Source organism: Candidatus Rokuibacteriota bacterium, from assembly GCA_030647435.1.
Lineage (GTDB): Bacteria > Methylomirabilota > Methylomirabilia > Rokubacteriales > CSP1-6 > AR37.
On the sequence record JAUSJX010000134.1, the window covers coordinates 1 to 19523 of the forward strand.

The 19523-nt window shown below is 65.0% G+C and carries 24 protein-coding genes and 1 pseudogene; 10 read left to right on the forward strand and 15 right to left on the reverse strand.

Translation table 11 applies throughout. The features are described from left to right. From Q7W02_23180 to Q7W02_23215, 8 genes are all read right to left on the reverse strand, one after another. On the reverse strand, nt 1–255 hold a 255-nt coding region (locus Q7W02_23180), incomplete at its 3' end, for a PRC-barrel domain-containing protein (protein MDO8479040.1). Between the two features lie 321 nt (nt 256–576). Continuing rightward, complete coding sequence (locus tag Q7W02_23185) at nt 577–765, reverse strand: Thivi_2564 family membrane protein (protein MDO8479041.1); 189 nt, start codon at nt 763–765, stop codon at nt 577–579. Between the two features lie 78 nt (nt 766–843). Then, nucleotides 844–1065, reverse strand: coding sequence for a DUF3185 domain-containing protein (locus Q7W02_23190; protein MDO8479042.1), 222 nt, complete (start codon nt 1063–1065; stop codon nt 844–846). A gap of 4 nt (nt 1066–1069) precedes the next feature. Beyond that, nucleotides 1070–1378: a hypothetical protein gene (locus Q7W02_23195; GenBank protein ID MDO8479043.1), complete on the reverse strand. Its 309-nt coding sequence runs from the start codon at nt 1376–1378 to the stop codon at nt 1070–1072. A 57-nt stretch (nt 1379–1435) separates the two neighbouring features. After that, nucleotides 1436–1747, reverse strand: coding sequence for a BON domain-containing protein (locus Q7W02_23200; protein MDO8479044.1), 312 nt, complete (start codon nt 1745–1747; stop codon nt 1436–1438). Between the two features lie 109 nt (nt 1748–1856). After that, nucleotides 1857–2006: a lmo0937 family membrane protein gene (locus Q7W02_23205; protein MDO8479045.1), complete on the reverse strand. Its 150-nt coding sequence runs from the start codon at nt 2004–2006 to the stop codon at nt 1857–1859. Between the two features lie 594 nt (nt 2007–2600). Then, entirely contained in the window at nt 2601–3014 is a 414-nt protein-coding gene (locus tag Q7W02_23210; GenBank protein MDO8479046.1) for a response regulator, read from the reverse strand. Between the two features lie 248 nt (nt 3015–3262). After that, the gene (locus Q7W02_23215) at nt 3263–3652 is read right to left on the reverse strand and encodes a Fe-Mn family superoxide dismutase (protein MDO8479047.1); all 390 of its coding nucleotides are present in this window, start codon (nt 3650–3652) and stop codon (nt 3263–3265) included. 747 nt (nt 3653–4399) lie between these two features. Between Q7W02_23215 and Q7W02_23220 the strand changes: the two genes are divergently transcribed. The 5 genes from Q7W02_23220 (at nt 4400) to Q7W02_23240 (ending at nt 9370) form a co-directional block, all read left to right on the forward strand. Further along, entirely contained in the window at nt 4400–4540 is a 141-nt protein-coding gene (locus Q7W02_23220) for a hypothetical protein (protein MDO8479048.1), read from the forward strand. A gap of 75 nt (nt 4541–4615) precedes the next feature. Further along, nucleotides 4616–5980, forward strand: coding sequence for an NAD-dependent succinate-semialdehyde dehydrogenase (locus Q7W02_23225; protein MDO8479049.1), 1365 nt, complete (start codon nt 4616–4618; stop codon nt 5978–5980). A 23-nt stretch (nt 5981–6003) separates the two neighbouring features. Continuing rightward, on the forward strand, nt 6004–7638 hold the full coding sequence (locus tag Q7W02_23230; GenBank protein MDO8479050.1) for an acetolactate synthase large subunit: 1635 nt from the start codon (nt 6004–6006) through the stop codon (nt 7636–7638). A gap of 85 nt (nt 7639–7723) precedes the next feature. Continuing rightward, a complete protein-coding gene (locus Q7W02_23235) occupies nt 7724–8014 on the forward strand; it encodes a phosphoribosylpyrophosphate synthetase (GenBank protein MDO8479051.1) in 291 nt (96 codons plus the stop codon). A 969-nt stretch (nt 8015–8983) separates the two neighbouring features. Continuing rightward, nucleotides 8984–9370 carry a PRC-barrel domain-containing protein gene (locus Q7W02_23240; GenBank protein MDO8479052.1) on the forward strand — a complete coding sequence of 129 codons (387 nt, stop codon included), beginning with the start codon at nt 8984–8986 and terminating at the stop codon, nt 9368–9370. 500 nt (nt 9371–9870) lie between these two features. Here the strand turns inward: Q7W02_23240 and Q7W02_23245 are convergent, their stop codons facing one another. The 6 genes from Q7W02_23245 to Q7W02_23270 all read right to left on the reverse strand — a co-directional run bounded on the left by Q7W02_23245 (nt 9871) and on the right by Q7W02_23270 (nt 14960). Beyond that, nucleotides 9871–10344, reverse strand: a complete 474-nt coding sequence (locus Q7W02_23245) for an ABC transporter substrate-binding protein (protein ID MDO8479053.1) — start codon at nt 10342–10344, stop codon at nt 9871–9873. Then, on the reverse strand, nt 10341–10700 hold the full coding sequence (locus Q7W02_23250; GenBank protein MDO8479054.1) for a peptidoglycan-binding domain-containing protein: 360 nt from the start codon (nt 10698–10700) through the stop codon (nt 10341–10343). Before Q7W02_23250 ends, Q7W02_23245 begins: the two co-directional genes overlap by 4 nt. Before the next feature lie 19 nt (nt 10701–10719). Further along, on the reverse strand, nt 10720–10944 hold the full coding sequence (locus Q7W02_23255) for a DUF3185 domain-containing protein (protein ID MDO8479055.1): 225 nt from the start codon (nt 10942–10944) through the stop codon (nt 10720–10722). 30 nt (nt 10945–10974) lie between these two features. Then, nucleotides 10975–11400: a response regulator gene (locus tag Q7W02_23260; protein ID MDO8479056.1), complete on the reverse strand. Its 426-nt coding sequence runs from the start codon at nt 11398–11400 to the stop codon at nt 10975–10977. A 102-nt stretch (nt 11401–11502) separates the two neighbouring features. Beyond that, nucleotides 11503–12144 (reverse strand): response regulator, encoded by a 642-nt coding sequence (locus tag Q7W02_23265; GenBank protein MDO8479057.1) that lies wholly within the window; start codon nt 12142–12144, stop codon nt 11503–11505. Further along, nucleotides 12141–14960: an ATP-binding protein gene (locus Q7W02_23270; protein ID MDO8479058.1), complete on the reverse strand. Its 2820-nt coding sequence runs from the start codon at nt 14958–14960 to the stop codon at nt 12141–12143. Before Q7W02_23270 ends, Q7W02_23265 begins: the two co-directional genes overlap by 4 nt. Nucleotides 14961–15529: 569 nt before the next feature. On the opposite strand from Q7W02_23270, the gene Q7W02_23275 reads away from it, so the two are divergent. From Q7W02_23275 to Q7W02_23290, 4 genes are all read left to right on the forward strand, one after another. Then, the gene (locus tag Q7W02_23275) at nt 15530–16468 is read left to right on the forward strand and encodes a BON domain-containing protein (GenBank protein ID MDO8479059.1); all 939 of its coding nucleotides are present in this window, start codon (nt 15530–15532) and stop codon (nt 16466–16468) included. Between the two features lie 100 nt (nt 16469–16568). Further along, nucleotides 16569–17120, forward strand: coding sequence for a ferritin-like domain-containing protein (locus Q7W02_23280; protein MDO8479060.1), 552 nt, complete (start codon nt 16569–16571; stop codon nt 17118–17120). Nucleotides 17121–17124: 4 nt separating this feature from the next. Continuing rightward, nucleotides 17125–17376 carry a GlsB/YeaQ/YmgE family stress response membrane protein gene (locus Q7W02_23285; GenBank protein MDO8479061.1) on the forward strand — a complete coding sequence of 84 codons (252 nt, stop codon included), beginning with the start codon at nt 17125–17127 and terminating at the stop codon, nt 17374–17376. A gap of 271 nt (nt 17377–17647) precedes the next feature. Then, nucleotides 17648–17833, forward strand: a complete 186-nt coding sequence (locus tag Q7W02_23290) for a hypothetical protein (GenBank protein MDO8479062.1) — start codon at nt 17648–17650, stop codon at nt 17831–17833. Nucleotides 17834–18326: 493 nt separating this feature from the next. Here Q7W02_23290 and Q7W02_23295 read toward each other — a convergent pair whose 3' ends face one another. Beyond that, entirely contained in the window at nt 18327–18497 is a 171-nt protein-coding gene (locus Q7W02_23295; protein ID MDO8479063.1) for a hypothetical protein, read from the reverse strand. A gap of 468 nt (nt 18498–18965) precedes the next feature. Between Q7W02_23295 and Q7W02_23300 the strand changes: the two are divergent. Then, nucleotides 18966–19508: pseudogene (locus Q7W02_23300) on the forward strand (IS1 family transposase). The last annotated feature ends 15 nt before the right edge of the window (nt 19509–19523 follow it).

Here is a 19523-nt window from a genome sequence, read left to right on the forward strand (position 1 = left end):
CACTGGCTGGTCCGTATCGATATCCGGGCTCTGCTCCACCTGGGACTTCGTCAGCTCCGCGTTGATGCGCTTGCCGTCCCAGTCGATGGCACGGAGCGCCATCGGCGAGATCAGCACCTTTCGACCGGGCAGCCAGCCGCCGGTGTCGACGACCAGATGGCGGACCGTGAAGCTCGTGTCGTCGAAGTAGAAGGCGTCGACCCGTCCGATGTCGCCATCGGTCGCGCCGATCGTGAAGCCCTTTAAGTCGTTCATGCTCCTCAGCATCGCTCTTCCCCCTCTGATGGACCGGCGGGTCCCTCGGTACTTCGTTTGGCGGGCATCCAACGTGTCCCGTCGAGGTCCTGGCTACAGGCACACCCTCACTCTAGTCCGCGCCATCCAGCTTCCCTATTGGACCTTGGTCTACCCTAACTGCCCGACGGATCGTCGCAAGCCCGTGGACAGCTATGAGCGCCATCGTATCCTGCTGTGCTCGTAGTAGGCGATGGCGTCGGCACAACGCTCCTGACGGTCGTACTCGATGCCGATATTGGCGAGGGCCGTCGCCTGGGGGACGCGTGACTCCAGCGCCCGCTACCGAATGCGCAGGTCGCGCAACGAGCCCAGGACACCGAACCCCTGCAACAGCCAGATGACGACCACGATGACGACCACGACGTTGAGGATCGTCTTGATCTTCGAATCCATCGGTACGTAGTTGTTGAGGAGCCAGAGCAAAACCCCGACGACCACCAGCGTGATGATGACTCCGATCAAGCTCATGTCCGCTCCTCTCTCATTACTGCACGACGAAGCGTGTGGTCCCGCGTGACGGTCGGTCGCCCATGGCGACGGTCACTCTTACGACTTTCGGGCTCCGACGATGACCAACACCACGCCGCCGGCAAGCGCCAGGGCGCCGACGATCGGGGGCAGGGGAATGCTCTTTTTCTTGTCGACCGAGGCCTTGAGCGGTCCCAGGTCAATGACCTTCTCGCGCGTCGTATACGTGATGCCCTGATAGGCCAGGGCGGGCACGCCGAGAATGATCAGGGCGACACCGACAAGGGTCACGGGTTTCACGGCGCTATTCTCCCTCGCGTGGTCGTGCTTCTCCGGCTGCTGGTGCCGGACGAATCGCCTCCTGCCCGGCCCGGAGAGCCTCGCTCACATGCTCCTTCGTGTCCTGCAAGAAGTCGTCGGCCCGACGCAGGGCATCGCCGCCGCGGTCCAGCACCTTCCCAGCCGTCTCCTCTACCGCCCGAACGCCCTCCGCTGCCGTCGTACGCACCCCGCGCGTCTTGTCCTCCACGTACGCCTCCATCTCCCGTCCCCACAGCCACACGACGGCTGCCCCCATGATCGCTCCCAGGACAAAGGCCCCACTGGTTCGCATCGCGGTCCTCCTCGTTGGCGAGTTCAGACGATCCCGTTGCGACGGCTCGATCTGCCGTCACTTGATCCGCATGTCATTCTTGACGGACTTCACGCCCGCGACGCCGCGGGCGACTTGGACCGCCTTGTCGATGTCCGCCTGAGACCTGACGAAGCCGCTCAACTGGACCACGCCCTTGAACGTTTCGACGTTGATCTCGTTGACCTTCAGGGTGGCGTCGTTGAAGATCGCCGCTTTCACCTTCGTCGTGATCACGGAGTCATCGACGTACTCTCCGGTCCCCTCTTTCGTTGCCGTCGACCCGCACCCCCAGGCCGACGCCAATACGATGGTGAGGATAAGGATTCCGAACCCTCTCAGTGGTCTCATGGCCAGCCCTCCATTCGAATGACGATCAAGGTGAACATCGTTCTCGTCGTAGAGCGCGACCTCGTGCGGCGCCGGCGTCAGTCCCACCGCGCACCTCACCGCGGCGCCGTCAGATGGTTCGGCGGCCGCCAATGAACTGGAACACGACGACGATGACGGCGACCACCAGCAACAGGTGGACCAACCCACCGGCCGTGTACGAACTGACCATGCCGAGCGCCCACAGCACCAGAAGAATCACAGCAATCGTCCACAGCATGGCACCCTCCCTTGAAGTCGTCCACGGCATCGTGATTTGCCTCTATCTGTCGCCCGAACGCCGCGCGGATTGCGCGTAGGTAACATAACGCCTGTTCTCGGACCCGGCGGCCCTGGGTGCCCGTGGTTCTGGCCCGTGGTGAGCCAGAGGATCGTCCGAAAACAGACGTCGGCAGCGGGATGCAATCGCAGGGCTCGATGAGCGTGACCACGATGCAGGTATATAGACGTCGCAATGGCGGCGAGCTGCGCAAGCGCCAGGGCGACGAGCGGGGCGATCCACAGGTGATATGTCATCGTATCCTCCGGTCGCGTGTGCGTGGACAACACGCCGAGAAGGCTCACCCCTCGCTAACATGACCCTGCCTCGTCAGGAGTCGCACGATGGCCTATACCTCGACGATTTCGATGCTATGGGCAGCCAGCCAGTTGCACACCCTCGTCCACGAGTCGGGCGCCCGTTGCTCCCAAGCCCTCACGCTTTGGGCCGGAATGACCAGAAGCGGCAACTTGTTTCGGTGGGCCGCCTCGACGATCCGCGCCAGATCGGTCCGCGAGGATCGTAGCTCCGCGACCAACTCCGCGGTTGTTATGGTCAGCCTCGTGGCGACAATGCCATCGTCGCTCGATGTTCACCGGCCTGTGACTTCTTGAGAGTCAGAAGCGCGACGACCCCGGCCAGCCGGCTCAGAGCCACCGGCTTCGGGACGTGATATTGAAAGCCGGCTCGCAGTGTGGCCAGCCGGTCCTCTGCCGTGGTCAGTCCCGTGAACGCCGCCGCCGGGACGTCGCCTCCCTGGTCGGGCGGCAGCTTCCGCACCTCTTGAATGAGCCAATAGCCGTCCTTGTCGGGCATGGAAAGGCTGCTCACGAGAGCGTCCGGCCTTGCTCGTTTGAGGATGGCCAGGCCCGCGACGGCGGAATCGACGGCCGTCACATGCGCGCCGCATTGCCTAAGGACATCGGCCACGACTTCTCTGACCTGAGGCGCGCCTTCGACGAGGAGCACCCGAACGCCATCGAGACGTGGAGTCCCGGTCCAGACATTCATTGTGTCACACGACCCGATCGCATAGCCCACAGTCTAGTCGACACAAACCCGGCCATCTATTAGACCTTGGTCCAATGCTTGGCCGCGAAGCGGCGCCGGGCGCCCGACACAGGCGAATCGCATGGGTGGACGCGTACGAGCTGAGATGACGCGAGGCCCGCGCTCGACCGCGACACCGGTGACGTCACCGACGTTGGCTTCGGGTCTCAGCCGGCGAGCCGGAGAGCGCTCGGCTCCTGAAGTCGCCGTTCGATCATCTGCCAGTCGATGTTCCGGAAGAAGGCCTCGATGTATTTGGCTCGTTCCGTCGCTTTGTAATCCCGCATGAAGGCGTGCTCCCACACATCCATCACCAGCAGAGGCCTGAAGCCCGCTGGCACGCCGTCGTGATGGAGAGTGACCCAGTGATTCGTCAGCCAGTGCGTAACCGGATCCTCAAAAAGGATGCCCCAGCCGACGCCACGCAGCTCACCGATCGCGTGGAAGGCCGCCTGCCACTGCTCGACGGAGCCGAAGGACTCGGTGAGGGCGGCCGCCAGACGGGAGCCGCTCGCCGGTGTCAGCTCGGCGGCCGGGCTGAGACCCGAGACCACCATGCTAACCGGTTCATGGGGCAAGTGAATATTGGACCTTCGTCCAATGGGCAGACGGGTCGGCCGCGACTAGAGTGAAGGAGCAGGAGGGAGGCACACCATGAGCAAAGTGTTCTACGTCATCGGCGTCGTAGTCGTCGCGTTAGCGATCCTCGGATACTTCGGGCTCCGGTAGGGGAGCCAATCGGGTTCGTGCAGTAGAGATAGGGACACCTATACCCCGCGCATGCGGTGGAGAATTGGAGATGATCGTGGTTAACGAGTGGAACGCTGGGCTGGACCGACCTGTCACGGTTCCGTTTCTTCACGTGGGGCTCGCCGACCAGGTGGACCGACTCAAGCAGGAATCGACCTGGCGCACGACTGGGCGGAATGCGATCACGTTGACCAAGGAGCCCACGCTGCGCCTGGTATTGCTGCTGCTCGGGAAACGCACCAAGATGCCCGAGCCTCGGGCGGCCGGACCCCTGACTCTGCACGTCCTGTCTGGCTCGGTGCGTTCCGGGCGGGGGACCGCACGGAAGAGGTCGGGTCTGGTGAGATCATCGTGCTCGAATCTGCCATTGGGCACGAGGTAGCGGCTCTGGAGGAGAGCGCCTGTCTGCTCACCCTTGCCAACGCCTCCTAGGAAGCGAAAGCGAGAAAGCGTAGTGTCGTGCCACGCACGAGAGGTCTGCGCGCCTCGCATCCTGGCCGACATCTCCCGCAAGGCGATCGCGCAGCTGCGGTGGGCCGTCCAGGACCGCCGGGTTGCCGGTCCGCACGGAGATGCCGGAGGAGGTGTACCAGTTCATGAGCCTCTTCCCGCGGTCCACGCGCACGCGGCCGTCGGTCGAGCACGTCCCGCTGCCCTACCGGCCGGGTCCGGGGCGGACGCCCTTCAGTAGCTGAGCGCGCCGGGCCCTCCGGCGCCGGCGATTGACTGTTGGCGCCGTCGCTGTACCGTGAAGGGAGGAGGAGAGAACGATGAGCATTCAGTCCGTCAATCCCGCGACCGGGGAGGTGCTCCAGACTTTCAGCGCGACATCGCCGGCGGAGCTGGAGCGGATCATGACGCGGGCGCACGCTGCATTCGTCGAGTGGCGCAGCGTGCCGTTCGCGACGCGGGCCGAGCGGATGCGCGACGCGGCGCGGCTACTCCGCAAAGACAAGACCGAGCACGCCCGCACCATGACCCTCGAGATGGGCAAGCCGATCGTCCAGGCCGAGGCGGAGGTGGACAAGTGCGCGTGGGGCTGTGACTACTACGCGGATCACGCCGAGGACTTCCTCGCCGAGCAGCCGCGCGAGACCGACGCGTCGAGGAGCTACGTTCGCTTCGATCCGCTGGGGCCCGTGCTGGCGGTGATGCCATGGAACTTTCCCTTCTGGCAAGTATTCCGGTTCGCGGCGCCCGCCCTCATGGCCGGCAATGCCGGGATCCTGAAGCACGCGTCGAACGTGTCGCGATGCGCGCTGGCCATCGAGGCGATCTTCCGGGACGCGGGCTTCCCCCAGGGACTCTTTTCCACCGTGCTGCTCGAGTCGGCGGCGGTCGCTCCCCTCATCGCGGACCCGCGCGTTGTGGCCGTGACGCTCACCGGCAGCGACCGGGCCGGCAGCGCCGTGGCGGGGCAGGCCGGTCGCGAGATCAAGAAGACGGTGCTCGAGCTCGGCGGGAGCGACCCCTTCGTGGTCATGGAGGACGCCGATCTCGCCATTGCGGCGAAGGCGGCGGCGGACGCACGCCTCGTCAACAGCGGCCAGAGCTGCATCGCCGCCAAGCGCTTCATCGTCGTCGAGGCGGTGGCGGACCGGTTCTCGGAGCGATTCGGCGACGAGCTCCGGTCGCGCCGGATGGGGGATCCATTGTCGCGCGAGACCCAGGTCGGTCCGCAGGCGCGGATCGATCTCAGGGACGCCCTCCACCAGCAGGTGGAGGAGTCCATCAGACTCGGGGCCAAGTGTCTCCTGGGTGGCGAGATTCCACCTGGCAGGGGCGCCTTCTATCCGCCCACCCTGCTGGCAGGGGTGGACAGGGGCATGCCGGCCTTCGACCAGGAGACGTTCGGACCGGTGGCGGCCGTCATCCGCGCGAAGGACGAGGGCGATGCCGTGCGCCTGGCCAACGACTCGTCGTTCGGGCTGGGCGCATCCGTCTGGACGCAGGACCGCGCCCGCGCGGAACGGATGGCCGCGCAGATCGAGGCCGGCGCCATCTTCGTCAATGGTGTCGTCAAGTCCGACCCGCGGCTGCCCTTCGGGGGCATCAAGCGCTCCGGCTACGGCCGGGAGCTCTCGGAGTACGGCATTCGCGAGTTCGTCAACATCAAGTCCGTCTGGATCGCCTAGGTCATGCTGAAAGCGGCAATGCGATGAAGGCGTCCGATCTGATCGTCCGGTGTCTCGAGAACGAGGGTGTCCGCTATGTCTTCGGCCTGCCGGGAGAAGAGATCATGGACATCCTGGATTCTCTCTTGGACTCGTCCATCACCTTCATCCCGACGCGTCACGAGCAGGGGGCGGCCTTCATGGCCGACGCCTACGGCCGTCTGACGGGGCGCGCGGGCGTGTGCCTCTCCACGCTCGGACCCGGAGCGACAAACCTCGCCACCGGCGTCGCCGACGCCAATCTCGACCGCGCCCCCCTGGTCGCGATCACCGGGCAGGCGGGCCGCGATCGGGTCCACAAGGAGTCCCACCAGTACGTCGACATCGTCGAGCACTTCCGACCACTCACCAAGTGGAACACGCGCGTCGAGACCGCGGCCGTGATCCCGGAGGTGATCCGGAAGGCCTTCAAGCTCGCCGAGTCGGAGAAGCCAGGCGCCTGTCACATCGAGGTGCCCGAGGATGTCGCGGACGAGGCGGCGGAGGGCACCCCGCTGTCGACCGAGCGGACACGGCGACCGTCCCCGGACCGTCCGGCGCTCCAGACGGCGGCGCGGCTCATCGAGGGTGCGTCCTTCCCGCTGATCTTCGCCGGAAACGGCGTGGTCCGCGGCAAGGCGTCGAGGGAGCTCCGCGAGCTGGCACGGAGCCACGGCATCCCGGTCGTCCACACGTTCATGGCCAAGGGCACGATGCCCTACGACGACGAGCTCTGCCTGCTGTCGGCCGGCCTCCAGGCGCGGGACTACATCTCGTGCGGCTTCGACAAGGCCGATCTGATCATTGCCGTCGGCTACGACCCGGTCGAGTACGCCCCGAAGTTCTGGAATCCCGACCGGAAGAAGCCGATCATCCACATCGACTTCACCCCGGCGGAGGTGGACAGCTTCTACCAGTCGGCCGTCGAGATCGTGGCGGACGTGCGGGAAGCCCTCGAGCTCCTCAACGGCCTCGTGAAGGGACAGAAGGACCCGACCCCCTATCGCACGCTCCGGCGCGTCATTCTCGAGCAGCTCGAGGAGGGCGCGGCGGATGATACGTTCCCTCTCAAGCCCCAGCGCATCCTCCGGGATCTCCGGGCGCAGATGGCTCGCGACGACATCCTGATCTCCGATGTGGGCACGCACAAGCTCTGGATCGCCCGGACCTACCCGGCGTATGAGCCGAACACGGTGCTGATCTCCAACGGCTTTGCGGCCATGGGCTTCGCGCTCCCGGCCGCCGTGTCGGCCAAGCTCGTCCTTCCGGAGCGCCGGGTGGTGGCGGTGAGCGGCGACGGGGGGTTTCTCATGAACTGCCAGGAGCTCGAGACCGCGCGACGGCTCGGGCTCGCGATCGTCAACGTGATCTTTCGCGACGGCGGATACAACCTGATCCAGTGGAAGCAGCAGACGCACTACGGCAGGGAATCGGGCGTGACGTTCGGCAACCCGGACTTCGTCGAGCTGGCCCGGGCCTTCGGGGCGAAGGGCTACCGGGTGGAGTCGGCCCGCCAGCTGAGCCCGATTCTGGCGGAAGCGCTCGCCCAGCCCGGCCCGTCGATCATCGACGTGCCCGTCGACTACGGCGAGAATGCCAAGTTGACCGCGCGGCTGGGCCGGCTCGTCTGCCCGATCTAGGCTTCAAAGAGACGAAGACGCGATGTCGGCGAATGCCGGACCCACACCTATGAACGGGGCGAATCGGACGGCGGAATATGCGACCGTGGCGGGCGCCGTCGACGGGCTGGCTCGCCGTGGCTTCACGGAGGGATTCCGTGTCGTCGACGGCAGGTTTCGAGTCATCGGGACGGGCAAGGCGCTCAGGGCCGAGGATCTGGTGATCCTCGAATACCATCGCTTCGAAGGCATCTCGGATCCCGGCGACATGGCGATTGTCTACGGCGTCGAGAGCAAGGACGGCGTGCGAGGGACCCTGGTCGATGCGTTCGGCGTGTACGCGGACCCCACGCTGAGCGCATTGCTGGAGGACGTGCCGATCCGGGAGACCGCGTGACCGCGCCGCGCCGTCTGGAGGACCCCGGGGGTCAGTAGCGTCTGCGGCGCCCGTCCTCCACGAGCGCCGATGACGTAGCTCGGCGCTCGTGCCGTGTCTGGAACCGAGCTGGCCCGGAAGGGGTTGCCTGGCGGAGACAAGACCGGTCGGGTAGATTTCTGGCTCAGAAACGCGACGATCTCTGCCAGCTTGCGTAAATCTGCCGGCTTCGAGATGTGAACTTGAAATCTTGCTCGCAGCGCGTTCCGCTGGTCCTCGACAGTGGTCCATCCGGTGAATGCGGCCGCTGGGACATCGCCTCCCTGATCGGGGGGCAGGTTGCGAACCTCTCGGATCAGCCAGTAGCCGTCCTTGTCGGGGAGGGACAGGCTGCTCACGAGCGCGTTCGGTTTTTCCCGCTTGAGCATGGCCAGAGCCTTGACGGGGGAACCCAATGCGGTGACGCGTGCGCCGCATTGCCCAAGAGCGTCGGCCACGAGTTGCAGGACCTGGGGCTCGCTCTCGACAGCGAGTACCCGGACACCGTCCAGACGTGAGACTCCGTTCCAAGAGTCCACTCTCTCATCTCAGTTTCGACGCGGCCGCCAGTGGCCATGGCCCGTTACTCTAGTGGCCCCCCGTCTGCCACTTGGACCAAAGTCCAATAGCTCGCCCGGTTCACGGTGACTAGACTCGGAATGCACGGCGCATTCAGTCTCAGTACGCCTAGCGTATCGCGAGGGAGGGCTTGTCATGCTGCGCGGTATCAGCGATTTGAAGCGGTTCACCATCGCAGCGACAGACGGCAATCTCGGAAGCGTGAGTGACCTGTACTTCGACGACCGGAGCTGGGCCGTGCGCTATCTGGTGGTCGATGCCGGCCCGTGGCTTCCGGGTCGTCGGTTATTCGTATCCCCCACATCCGTCCGGAGCTCGGACCCGACCACCCTTCGCCTTGGCTTGAGCATGAGGCAGGTTGAGATCAGCTCAGTGAGCTCGGCTCAGCCGTGCGGAGTCCTGCCCGAGAGCCTGGCCCGCGCCGGAGACGGTGGTGACTTTCACCTCCAGACGGCGACCGCGGTCATGGGCTACGCCATCTGGGCGGAAGACGGAGAGATCGGTCACGTCAAGGACGTCCTCGTCGACGACAAGGCCTGGGCCATCCGTTACCTGGTCGTCGACACCGAGCATTGGTGGGCGGGCAAGACAGTGTTGGTGTCACCGGGATGGCTCACCCGGGTGGCGTGGGACGAGTCGAAGACGCTCTTCTGCATCGTCACAGCGGTCGGCGACGCGGGAGCCGCGGGTCGACCTGTCCCCGGCGAGCGGACCCATCACAACGCCGGTTTCGCCCAGGCGTCGGACCGGGACGCTTGATCACGTCCCCGTCCTCGAAGATCTCGTGCACCATCCGCCCGAACTTGTTCGGCCGGCGCCAGCAACCAGAGAAGCATGCCCAGGAGAGCACGTGCGCGGTTGTCTCCGTGACCGGGACCGAACCTGATGTGCGTGCGAGGAGGCCAGCGATGGCAAAGTGTGGAGTATGTGGTCAGGAACTGGCGGCCGCCGCGCAGCGATTCTGCGATGAGAAGTGCCGAGGCGGGTTCCTCTGGGCTTATTGTCCCTGAGCCTGTCCTGGGCGCGCGACGGACGCTTCCCTGTTCTGCAGTCGCTCCAAGAGCTCGGCGAACGAATAACGCCGAAGAATCGAATTGAACTGACTCCGATAGCTCGAGATAAGGCTTATCCCATTCACCGCGACGTCATACACGGCCCATCGCCCGTCGGATTCGAGCAAGCGGTATTCGATCGCAACGTTCCCGCCTCTACCACCGGTCATGCGGGACCGTACCTGCGCGTACGAGCCATTGATGGACTCACCCTGGAAAGGTGATCGACGCGAGAGGGGAGTTGCCGATGGACGTCAGGTAGGCCCGCTCCAGTAGCTCCGTGAAGAGCCGAACGAACTCTTCCTGCTCTTGCGGGGACCCGTCCTTCCAGTGCTGCGCGAGAATCCGGCGAGACATGTCGTCGAAGTCGAACATCTCTACCGCCGCCTGGCGAATCTCGGCCCGCCGCTTCCCGGCTTGGGTGGCGCTGGCCGACTGCGACTGCACGACGGCCAGCACACGAGAGAGAGACGATTTGACGAGCTCGAGAGGCCCGAGATGGGCGACAGCCGGCTGGGGCTGAGCCTCCTTCATGTCGGTCTGGGCAATGGCGGGAGGCGCGCCGAGCGCGAGCGCGGTGACAAGCGCCACCAGCCCGGAGAGTCGGCATGCATGCCCCACGAAGACCGTCGGGTTCTCCAATGCCGGCGAGTTCCGTCTGATCCGCAATGCGGCACTCACCGCGGTCGTCTGTACAGCCTGTCTTCGATCCCGAGCGCGGCCAGGGTCTCGGGATTCGCCTGGCCCGTGATTGTGAGGCCTTGCTCGCGCTGGAAGGCGCGCAGCGCCGAGGCGGTCTCGAAATGCATGATCCCGTTGGTGGCGCCCGGTGCGTAGCCGAAGCTTCTCAACGTCTCCTGCGTGAGCTTCATCTGCTCCACGTACGTGGCAGAGGAATCCACGGGCCGCCGATCGACGCTCGCCAGCGCCTGCGCGCTGTCCACCGGCCCGTCGGTCTGGGTGGCGACCATGTAGAACAAGGCGCCTGAGGCTGCGGCCGCCAGCCCGACGGCACCCAGGAGGTAGCGGCGAAGCATGGGGGTCAGCGGTCCGTGGTCATCGAGTGCGCCACGCGCCGACGAGCGACGTGACGCCCCCGGCCAGCGCGAGGCCCCCGAGAATCGGCGGCAGCGGAATCGTCTTCTGTGTATCCGCGGTGGCCTTGATGGGCCCGAGGTTCAGCACCGTCTCGCGGCTCGTGTACGTGATGCCCTGGTATGCGAGGGACACCAGGCCCACCGCGATGAGCACTATCCCGATGATGATGAGCGGAAGTTTCATAGAGTGTCTCCTTTCGACTGCTCTCCCACTCTATCCGTCGCCATCTCCCTTCCCTATTGGACCTTGGTCCAGTCGATTGCCGTCCCCACTGACCACTCCACGGATCGCATCGAGCAAGAGCTCGTCGTTGAATGGCTTCCAAAGGTACGCGACCGCTCCGGATTTTTCGGCGCGCTCGCGCGTTAGGAGATCGCTATGGGCGCTGATGAAGATGATCGGGATGACGACCCGGTCGGCGGTCAACTGCGCCTGAAGCTCGAAACCGCTCATCCCGCCTTTCAGGTGGATGTCCAGCACCAGGCAGGCAGTCCGGACCAGAGACGCTGAGCTCAGAAAATCTTCCGCCGATGCGAATGTCTCGGCGGTGAAACCGGCAAACTGAACCAGCCGACGAAGCGCTCGGCGGACCGAGTGGTCATCGTCAACGATCGAAATTAGCCGTATGGTATTGGGCACGAAGTGAGCGATCGAATACAGCTTACGGGACGGCCGGCATGACTCGGTAGTGGACCTTGGTCCAATGGGATCGGCGAAGGGGCCGAGCCGGGAGGGGAACGATCAGGGCTTCGCGATGATGCCTGCCCGATCAGCCAGCCGGACCAGCTCGGCCAGCGAGCCCGCCCGCATCTTCTCCATGACGCTAGCCCGGTGCACTTTGACCGTCTTTTCGACTATGCCCAGTTCGGCCGCGACCTGCTTGTTGAGCATCCCGGTCACGACGAGCGCGAAGACCTGTGCCTCCCGCGCTGTCAGGGTCTTGAGGCGGCCCTGCACGTCCGTGACTCCGGCCTGTTCCCGCTGCGCCGTGAACGCCTTGGCCACAGCCCGCTCGATCGCGTCCAGGAGGTCCCGGGCGTCGACGGGCTTCGTGAGAAAATCGATCGCCCCGCCCTTCATGGCCTTGACGCTGCCCACGACGTTGCCGTGGCCCGAGACGAAGACGATCGATATCCTGCGCCCCGCGATCGCGAGCGCCTCCTGCAGCTCCAGCCCCGTCAGGCCGGGCATCCGAACGTCCAGGAGCAGGCAGGAGGGGTCCTCCTGCTGCGGACGCGCCAGGAACTCGCGGGCCGACGCGAAGACCTCGACTCGATACCCGGCGGCCTTGATCAGGCGCGCCAGACCCTTCCGCACGGACGGGTCATCGTCCACAATACCCACCAGGGTCCCCGCCACCAGGGTCCCCGAAGGAGCGCTCATGGCCCGTCGTGGCCGGTGGGCAGCGTGAAGGAGAAGGTCGCCCCGCCGTCCGGGTTATTGTGGGCCTCCAGGTGGCCGCCGTGGACGTCGACAATGGATCGGGTGATCGCCAGGCCCATGCCCATCCCGCCGGGCTTGGTCGTGAAGAACGTCTGGAAGATCTTGCCCATGTCGCCCTCGTTGATTCCCGTCCCTGCGTCCCGCACCTCCACCCGAACAGTCTTCGCGTCGGCCCTGGCCGTCCGGAGGACGAGGACCCGGTCAGGAGTGCCCGACTCTCGCATGGCGTCCATCCCGTTGAGGACAAGGTTCAGGGCCACCTGCTGGAGCTGCACCCGGTCGCCCAGCACGGGAGGAAGCCCATCGGCCAGCTCGAGCCGGATCGAGACGCCGCGGACATCCGAGTCTGCGCTCACGAGCCGCGCCACCTCATCCAGCGCTTCGTTGAGGTCGAGCGCCTTCATCTGTGGATCACCCTTCGTGAGGAGACTGCGCAGCCGGCGGATCACGTCACCGGCTCGCTTGTCGTCCTCGACGATGTCCTTGAGGATCTCACCTACCTCCTCGAGGTTCACCGGGGCGGTTTCGAGGGCACGCTGGCCGGCCTGAGCATTGCTCAGGATCGCGGTCAGAGGCTGGTTGAGCTCATGAGCCAGCGACGTGGTGAGCTCCCCGATGGTCGCGACGCGTCCGGCGTGGGCGAGCTCGTTCCGCAGTCCCTGCGCCTCCAGTTCCGACTGCTTGCGCGCCAAGTTGTTGGCGAACATCTCCCCGAAGAGCCGGAGGCGCTCCACGAGCTCGTCCCGCCACGTGCGCTCGGCCGCAAGGGTGCTGAGCGCGAGCGCCCCCCCGACCGTATCCCCGATCATCAGCGGGATCTCGACGCGCGACTTGATGCCCAAGGCGAGGTAGGTCCGCCGGTCCATCGCGGCTTCCTCTCCCGGGATCTCTTCGAGCCGAGAGAAGCGAACCGCGACTCCACCCTGCAGCTGCGCCGCGGTCCAGGGGATCTGATCGAGCGCGATCGCCGATGGCGCCTGCGCTATCCTATCGGCCGCCCATGAATGCGTGGTCTGCGCCGTCAGCCTGTCTTCGGAGAACTTGACCAGGCTGCCCCGATCGACCTCGAGGAAGTCCACGATACGGCGGAGTCCCTGCGTGATCTCGTAGTCTATTTCGAGTACCGGCAAGCCGCTGAACACGGCGTACAGCTCCGACAGGAGGGCTTCGAAGCGCAGCCGCTTGTTGAGCGCAAGCTCCTCTCGCCGCCGCTCCAGGGCGCCGGCGAAGACCTCGCTGAGGAGCTGGAGGCGCGACACCAGGGCGTCCGGCCAGGTCCTCTCGGTGCGAACAGAATCGAAGGACAGTACGCCCAGAAGTGAGTCCCCGGCGCCCAGCGGGAGCGACAGAATTGACCGCGTGCCGCTTCTCTGATAACTCTGCCGGTCGATCGCGGCTTGCTCGGGAAGCTCGTCCAGCCGGGAGAACCGGACCATGTGTCCACGCCGGAACTGCTCGGTAGCCCAGGGGAACTGATCAGACTCCATGGCCCGTGACAGCGGCTCGATCCCCTCCACGGCCCATGAGATACGAACGATGGCCCCCTCCACGACGTATTCGTGGAGATTGGCCCTATCCACCTTGAGGAACTCGCCGACCCGCCGAAGCCCCCGATTAATCTCGTCATCCAGATCGTTCAGCGAGATATGAATCAAGCCCGCGGACAGCTTGGACAGCAGGCTCTCGAACCTCAGGCGCTCGTCGAGCGACAGCTCCACGCGCCTCCGGCCCGCCCGCTGGAGGTGGAGTGCCCACATGAGACTCATCACGCCGAGGATCAGCACTCCACCGACCACATAGCCTCGGTAGACCGCCCACAGCGATGGGTCCTGATACCGCACGATGCTCCCCTGCGGAAGCTGGTTCTCGCCGATGCCCCAGCGTCGGAGCTGCCGGCCGTCGAAGATGTACGCGGCTCCCTCGCCGTCGACGATGGGGACGTTCTTCGGCTTCTCCCCACGGAGAATTCGCAACCCGAGCTCCGCGGCCCTGGTTCCCTGGGCCTCGAAGCTCGCGAGGTGGCCACCCACAATGCCAAGACCGAGGTAGGTCTCCGACCAGCTGTAGACGGGCACGCTCGAGGCTCGGGCGATGAGCGATACGGCTTCGGGATTGGTGAAAAGGCGCCCCGCCCCATCACGGAGCAGCGACACGAAAAGGACAATGCTGTCCTTGGGCAAGCGGGCGACCGCGTCCAGCAGCTGCGCCATCGGCAATCCCGTCAGATACGTGAGCGCGACCCGCTCGCGGTAGCGGTCCAGGTCCTCGGCGGCAGCCGCCTCCAAGTCCCGTCCGATCTCCGCTGTCCCGGTGATCACGATCACCTGCCGTATGCCCGGATCGACCTTGAGCGCGGCCTCGAGCGTCGCGCCCCACTCCGAGCGCAACCGGACACCGGTGATGTCAGGCCCTAGGTCGAGCCCCTTGATGGCATCCAGATTCGCGGCGCAGAAAATAGCCGGCACGCCGGGGAAGAGCTCCGCACGGTGCTTCAGGAAAAAGCGCAGGACCGGAAACGTGATTGGGATGACCAGGTCGACCTTGCGGCCTTGATGCTTCTGCCGCAGAAACCGCGTCAACAACCGCTCGCTCCGGTCCTCAGAAAGCGACCCGAGATCGAGATACTCGGTATAGATGTCGATGCCCGATCCGAAGGCCGGCTCGAGTGTCGACCGGATCCGCTGTTCCACGGCGATGGATTCGGGCAACAGCCGCGGATCCGGGTTCAGCAGCACCACCGTCTTCCGCTCCGGCATGTCAGCTCCGCGAGCGGGGGACGGAAACGAGAGGAGGGCAAGAATCACGCACAGGCACATCCGCGCAGAGACCTGCACGTACCGAGAAACCCACGTGAAGCCGCCCCTTACGCTCGCTGGAAGCACATGTCTCTCCGGTGACCACTCTACCCTATATCCCGCCTGTTGGCTCTCTGGGCGTCATTGGACCAAGGTCCAATAGGCGGCGCTTCTTCGGAAGCGTTAGCGTGGCAGTCAGACCACGATTGGGAGGATCTCGCCATGAGCGATTGGATGGTGATTGCGACGACTCCAGCTCCGGATCGCGTGCCCGTCGCGCGCGCGCTCGGCTGTCCCCGCTGCGGCTCGACATGTGCTCGCCTCGATGGCTGTCCGGTCTGTGCGGGCGAGGCGCTTTGCGCGCGGTGCCTGTTCGGGTCACGCGTCGACGACGACGAGATTCACACCGCGCTCGCGCCGGAGGGATGACGTTAGCAGTGTCATCCGATGAAAGCGTATTGGCCCTAGGCCCAATGGGCGAGCGAATCCGTGACGACTACACTGATGGCAAGCGGGAAAGGGGGACGCGCATGCCCAGCATCTTCTACATCATCGGCGTCGTGGTCGTGGTGCTCGCGGTCTTGGGGTACTTCAGGCTCGGGTTGGAATCCGAGAAGATCCATCACCAATCACATAGAGGGAGGGCAAGGACAATGCATGGTTCGAGAATCTTCGGCGCGTTGGTATTCGCGTCGGTAACGATTGCAGCCGCACCGGCGTCCGTGATGGCGCAAAGCACCACCGATAAGGTGGAGCAGAAAGCCAAGGATGCGGCGCAGGACGCCAAGACCGGGATGAGCGACTCGTGGTTGACGGCAAAGACCAAGATCGCGCTGTACGGCGATGACCGGATCAAGGGTGGACAGGTCAGCGTCGAGACGGTCAATGGCGCGGTGTCACTGCGCGGCAAGGTCGATTCGGACAACGCAAAAGCCGCGGCCGCCTCGGTCGCGCAGGCGGTCGAGGGCGTGAAGAGCGTGAGAAACGATCTGCAGGTGGTGTCGCCCGCGGATCGAAAGGTGATCGACGTCTCCGACAAGGACATCACGCGCCAGGTGGAAGGCCGCCTGTCGAAGTATGCCCAGCTCAAGAAGGTCGATGTGCGTACCGACGGCGGGGCGGTCATCCTTACGGGTTCCGTGTCGAGCATTGGGGCCAGCGCCCGCGCCTCCGAGCTTGCCCGTGGAGTGCCGGGCGTCCGCATGGTTAAGAATGAGCTGACCTACGACGCCAGCAAGCGTGACGGAGCGGGCATGAGGACGGCGGGGTCGTCCGCGCAGGTCAGAGCGATGCAGCAGGCCCTGAAGGACAAAGGTTTTGATCCGGGCGAGACCGACGGCGTCATGGGGCCGAGGACGGCGGCTGCGCTGATGGCGTATCAGAAATCTGAGAAGCTGCCGGCGACCGGCACGATGGACGGTGACACGGGCGCGAAGCTCGGCGTGAAGGTAGGCACCGAGGGGCGGTAGTCGCCCCAGAGCAGCTGTCAGCTCACGAGGGGGAGGCCTGGCCTGTGCCGGCCTCCCCCGGTTGTCATCGGGTCGGAGCGACCAGGGAAGGGAGCCGGGAATGACCAAGGGAACTGCACAGAAGACGGGCGCATTTCTGATAGACGTGAAGGAGCTTCGGCGGCGGGCCCGCGTCCACATGGAGCGTGGCGCTGTCACGGACGGCTATCAGGCAGACCGCAAGACCGTGCTGGCCCTGCTGAATACCTCACTGGCGACGGAGCTGGTCTGTGTGCTGCGGTACCGCCGGCACTATTTCATGGCGACCGGCATCCATGCGCAGGCCGTCGCGGCGGAGTTTCTGGAGCACGCAACGGAGGAGCAGGAGCATGCGGACCGCATCGCTCATCGGATCACCCAGCTTGGCGGCGAGCCGGATTTCAACCCGGAGGGGCTGGCGACGCGGAGCCATAGCGAGTACGTTGAAGGCAGCGATCTTGTGGATATGATCCGCGAGGATCTCGTGGCTGAGCGGGTCGCCATCGAATCTTACGGCGAAATCATACGGTACCTTGGCGAGAACGATCCCACCACGCGCCGGATGCTCGAAGAGATTCTGGCTGTCGAGGAGGAACACGCCGAGGACCTCCAGGCCCTGATCCAGAAGGTGTGACGACATGAACCTTGTTCTGTTCATCCCGATCGGACTGATCGCAGGAGCGCTGGCGGGACGGGTCGTCAGCGGCCATGGCTACGGCGTGCTCGGCGATATCGTCGTCGGAGTCATCGGTGCCTTCCTGGGGGGCTGGATCTTTTCCACGTTTCTGGGCGTTGCCGGCGGTGGCATCTCCATGAGCCTACTCGTAGCGTTCATCGGGGCGATTGCCCTGCTCTGGCTGATCCGACTGGTCGCCCCGAGGCGCGCTTAGCCGCCGCCGCCCGTGGTCAGGAGAACCCAGGAACCCGAGCGCCGCGCGAACGGAGGAGATGGACAATGGAACAGACCAACCGGAACGTGGGTTTTGGCCAGAGGTGGCGTGATTCCCGGCCGACGAAGACGGCTGTCGCGTGGGCCTGCGTGGCCTCGATTGTTGCGACGATGATCGTCGGGTTCACCTAGGGTGGATGGGTGACGGGAGAAACCGCCCGGAAGATGGCGGACGGGATCAGCGAAGATGCCGTCGTCCGGCGCCTCGCGCGATGTGCGTCGTCCGTTTCAAGCAGGACGTGAAGAAAGACCAGAAGCTCAAGGGTTTGAAGGGAACAGGGTCGTACGAGCAGGCCGACTACGTGAAGAAGCAGGGTTGGGCGACGATGCCGGGTGAGCCGGAGCCTGATGCCAAGGTGGCCGATGAGTGTGTCAAGCTCCTCATGTCGATGAGCTAGTCGACCGCGAATGCTTCCTTCTCGACGCCCGACGAACGCCTGAATCGCTCGGTCGCTCCCCGCCCGTATCGGTCGAGCTCGCATGTGCGGGGCCGCTGAACGAAGGCTGCGCTGAGGGTGCTGGGAGGAGGATGCAGCAGACGTTTGCCACAGCGCCACACGATCGCCAGGCAGGCGGGTGAGCCCGGCGCAAAGGGAGGTGAGGACAATCTTCAGAGAAAGGGTCGCCCCACGGCGGTGAGCCGTGGGCCGGGCCAGGCGTTGCGAGTCCTGTTTCGCTAGGTGATGCCAGACCTGCTGCGGATTATCTTGCTCGGGCATGTCTCATGGGCCGCCGTTTTCAATCATGCCGGATTTGCTCCCATGCGCATGTGGGCTAACTGTTTCTGGAAGTTCAGGCCCGCGTGAAGTAGCGGATTTCTCCCGCGTTTTGCATCGGATTCTTTCAACTGCCGCGGGGCGCCGGGTTTCGCTCCCGGCGCCCCACCGACGGTCACATACGGGCGAGCTGACCGGACTGGATGGCATCGACTAGGGCGTTCCACTCCGACTTCTTGAGGACGACGATGTTCTCGTCCTCACCGATGCGGACGGTCTCGCCTTCGATGACCACTTCCGGGCAATGGATGCAGTTCGGGCAGAGCGAGACGGCGATCCTTTCCATAATGCCTCACCTCCTTTCGCCTCGATGTGCGGGCAGATGGCAGCTTGTCGTCCAGCAGTCACGCGCCAGGAGTCGAGAGTCCGACGCACACCCCCGAGCATCCCTTCAAGGTCGGCCGCCTTCTGCTCGAGCAGGGCCCGGACATGGACGCAGGGAGGCGCGCCCGACCGGCGCAGCGCGACGATATGGCGAATTTCGGCCAGCGTGAGTCCAAGCCGGCGGGCCTGCCCCACGAACGTCAGGAGCGCCAGCACGTCGACCGGATAGCGGCGATAACCGGAGGCTGTCCGGCGGGCCGGGGGAAGGATGCCGCGCGCCTCGTACAGCCGAAGCGCCTTGCGGCTGACGCCGCTTCGCGCCGCCACCTCCCCGATGAGCAGCCCGTGTTCCATGAAGGCAGCATAGGGCTTCCCCCTTAGGGCAATGTCAAGGCCCTACGCGAGGCCCGCGATCTCCCCGAGTGACCAGACGTGGATGGCGATTGACGCAGACTCCAAGCTCATCCCATCATGGGCTGTGGGGCGGCGCGATGCCTTTACAGGCCATGCCTTCATGCTCGACCTGGCGTCTCGGCTCGCCAACAAGGTCCAGCTCACCACGGACGGCCACAAGGTCTACCTGGAGGCCGTCGAGGGAGCCTTTGGCAACGACATTGATTACGCGATGCTGGTGAAGATGTACGAGGGCGACTCCGGCAAGAGCGTCCCGGCCGAGACGCGCTACAGCCCGGCTCATTGCACGGGCGCCCGGACGCAGTAGATCACCGGCAACCCCGACGCGGCCCATATCTCGACCAGCTACTCCGAGCGAGCCAACTTGACGATGCAGATAAGCATGCGGCGGTTCACGCGATTGACCAACGGCTTCTCCAAGAAAGTGGATAATCATAAGGCGGTGCTGGCGCTCTACTTTTTTATGCACTACAATTTCGCCCGGAGTCATAAGACGCTTCGGGTGACGCCAGCCATGGAAGCGGGAGTGGCCGATCACGTATGGTCGCTGGACGAAATCGCCCGGCGGAACCTG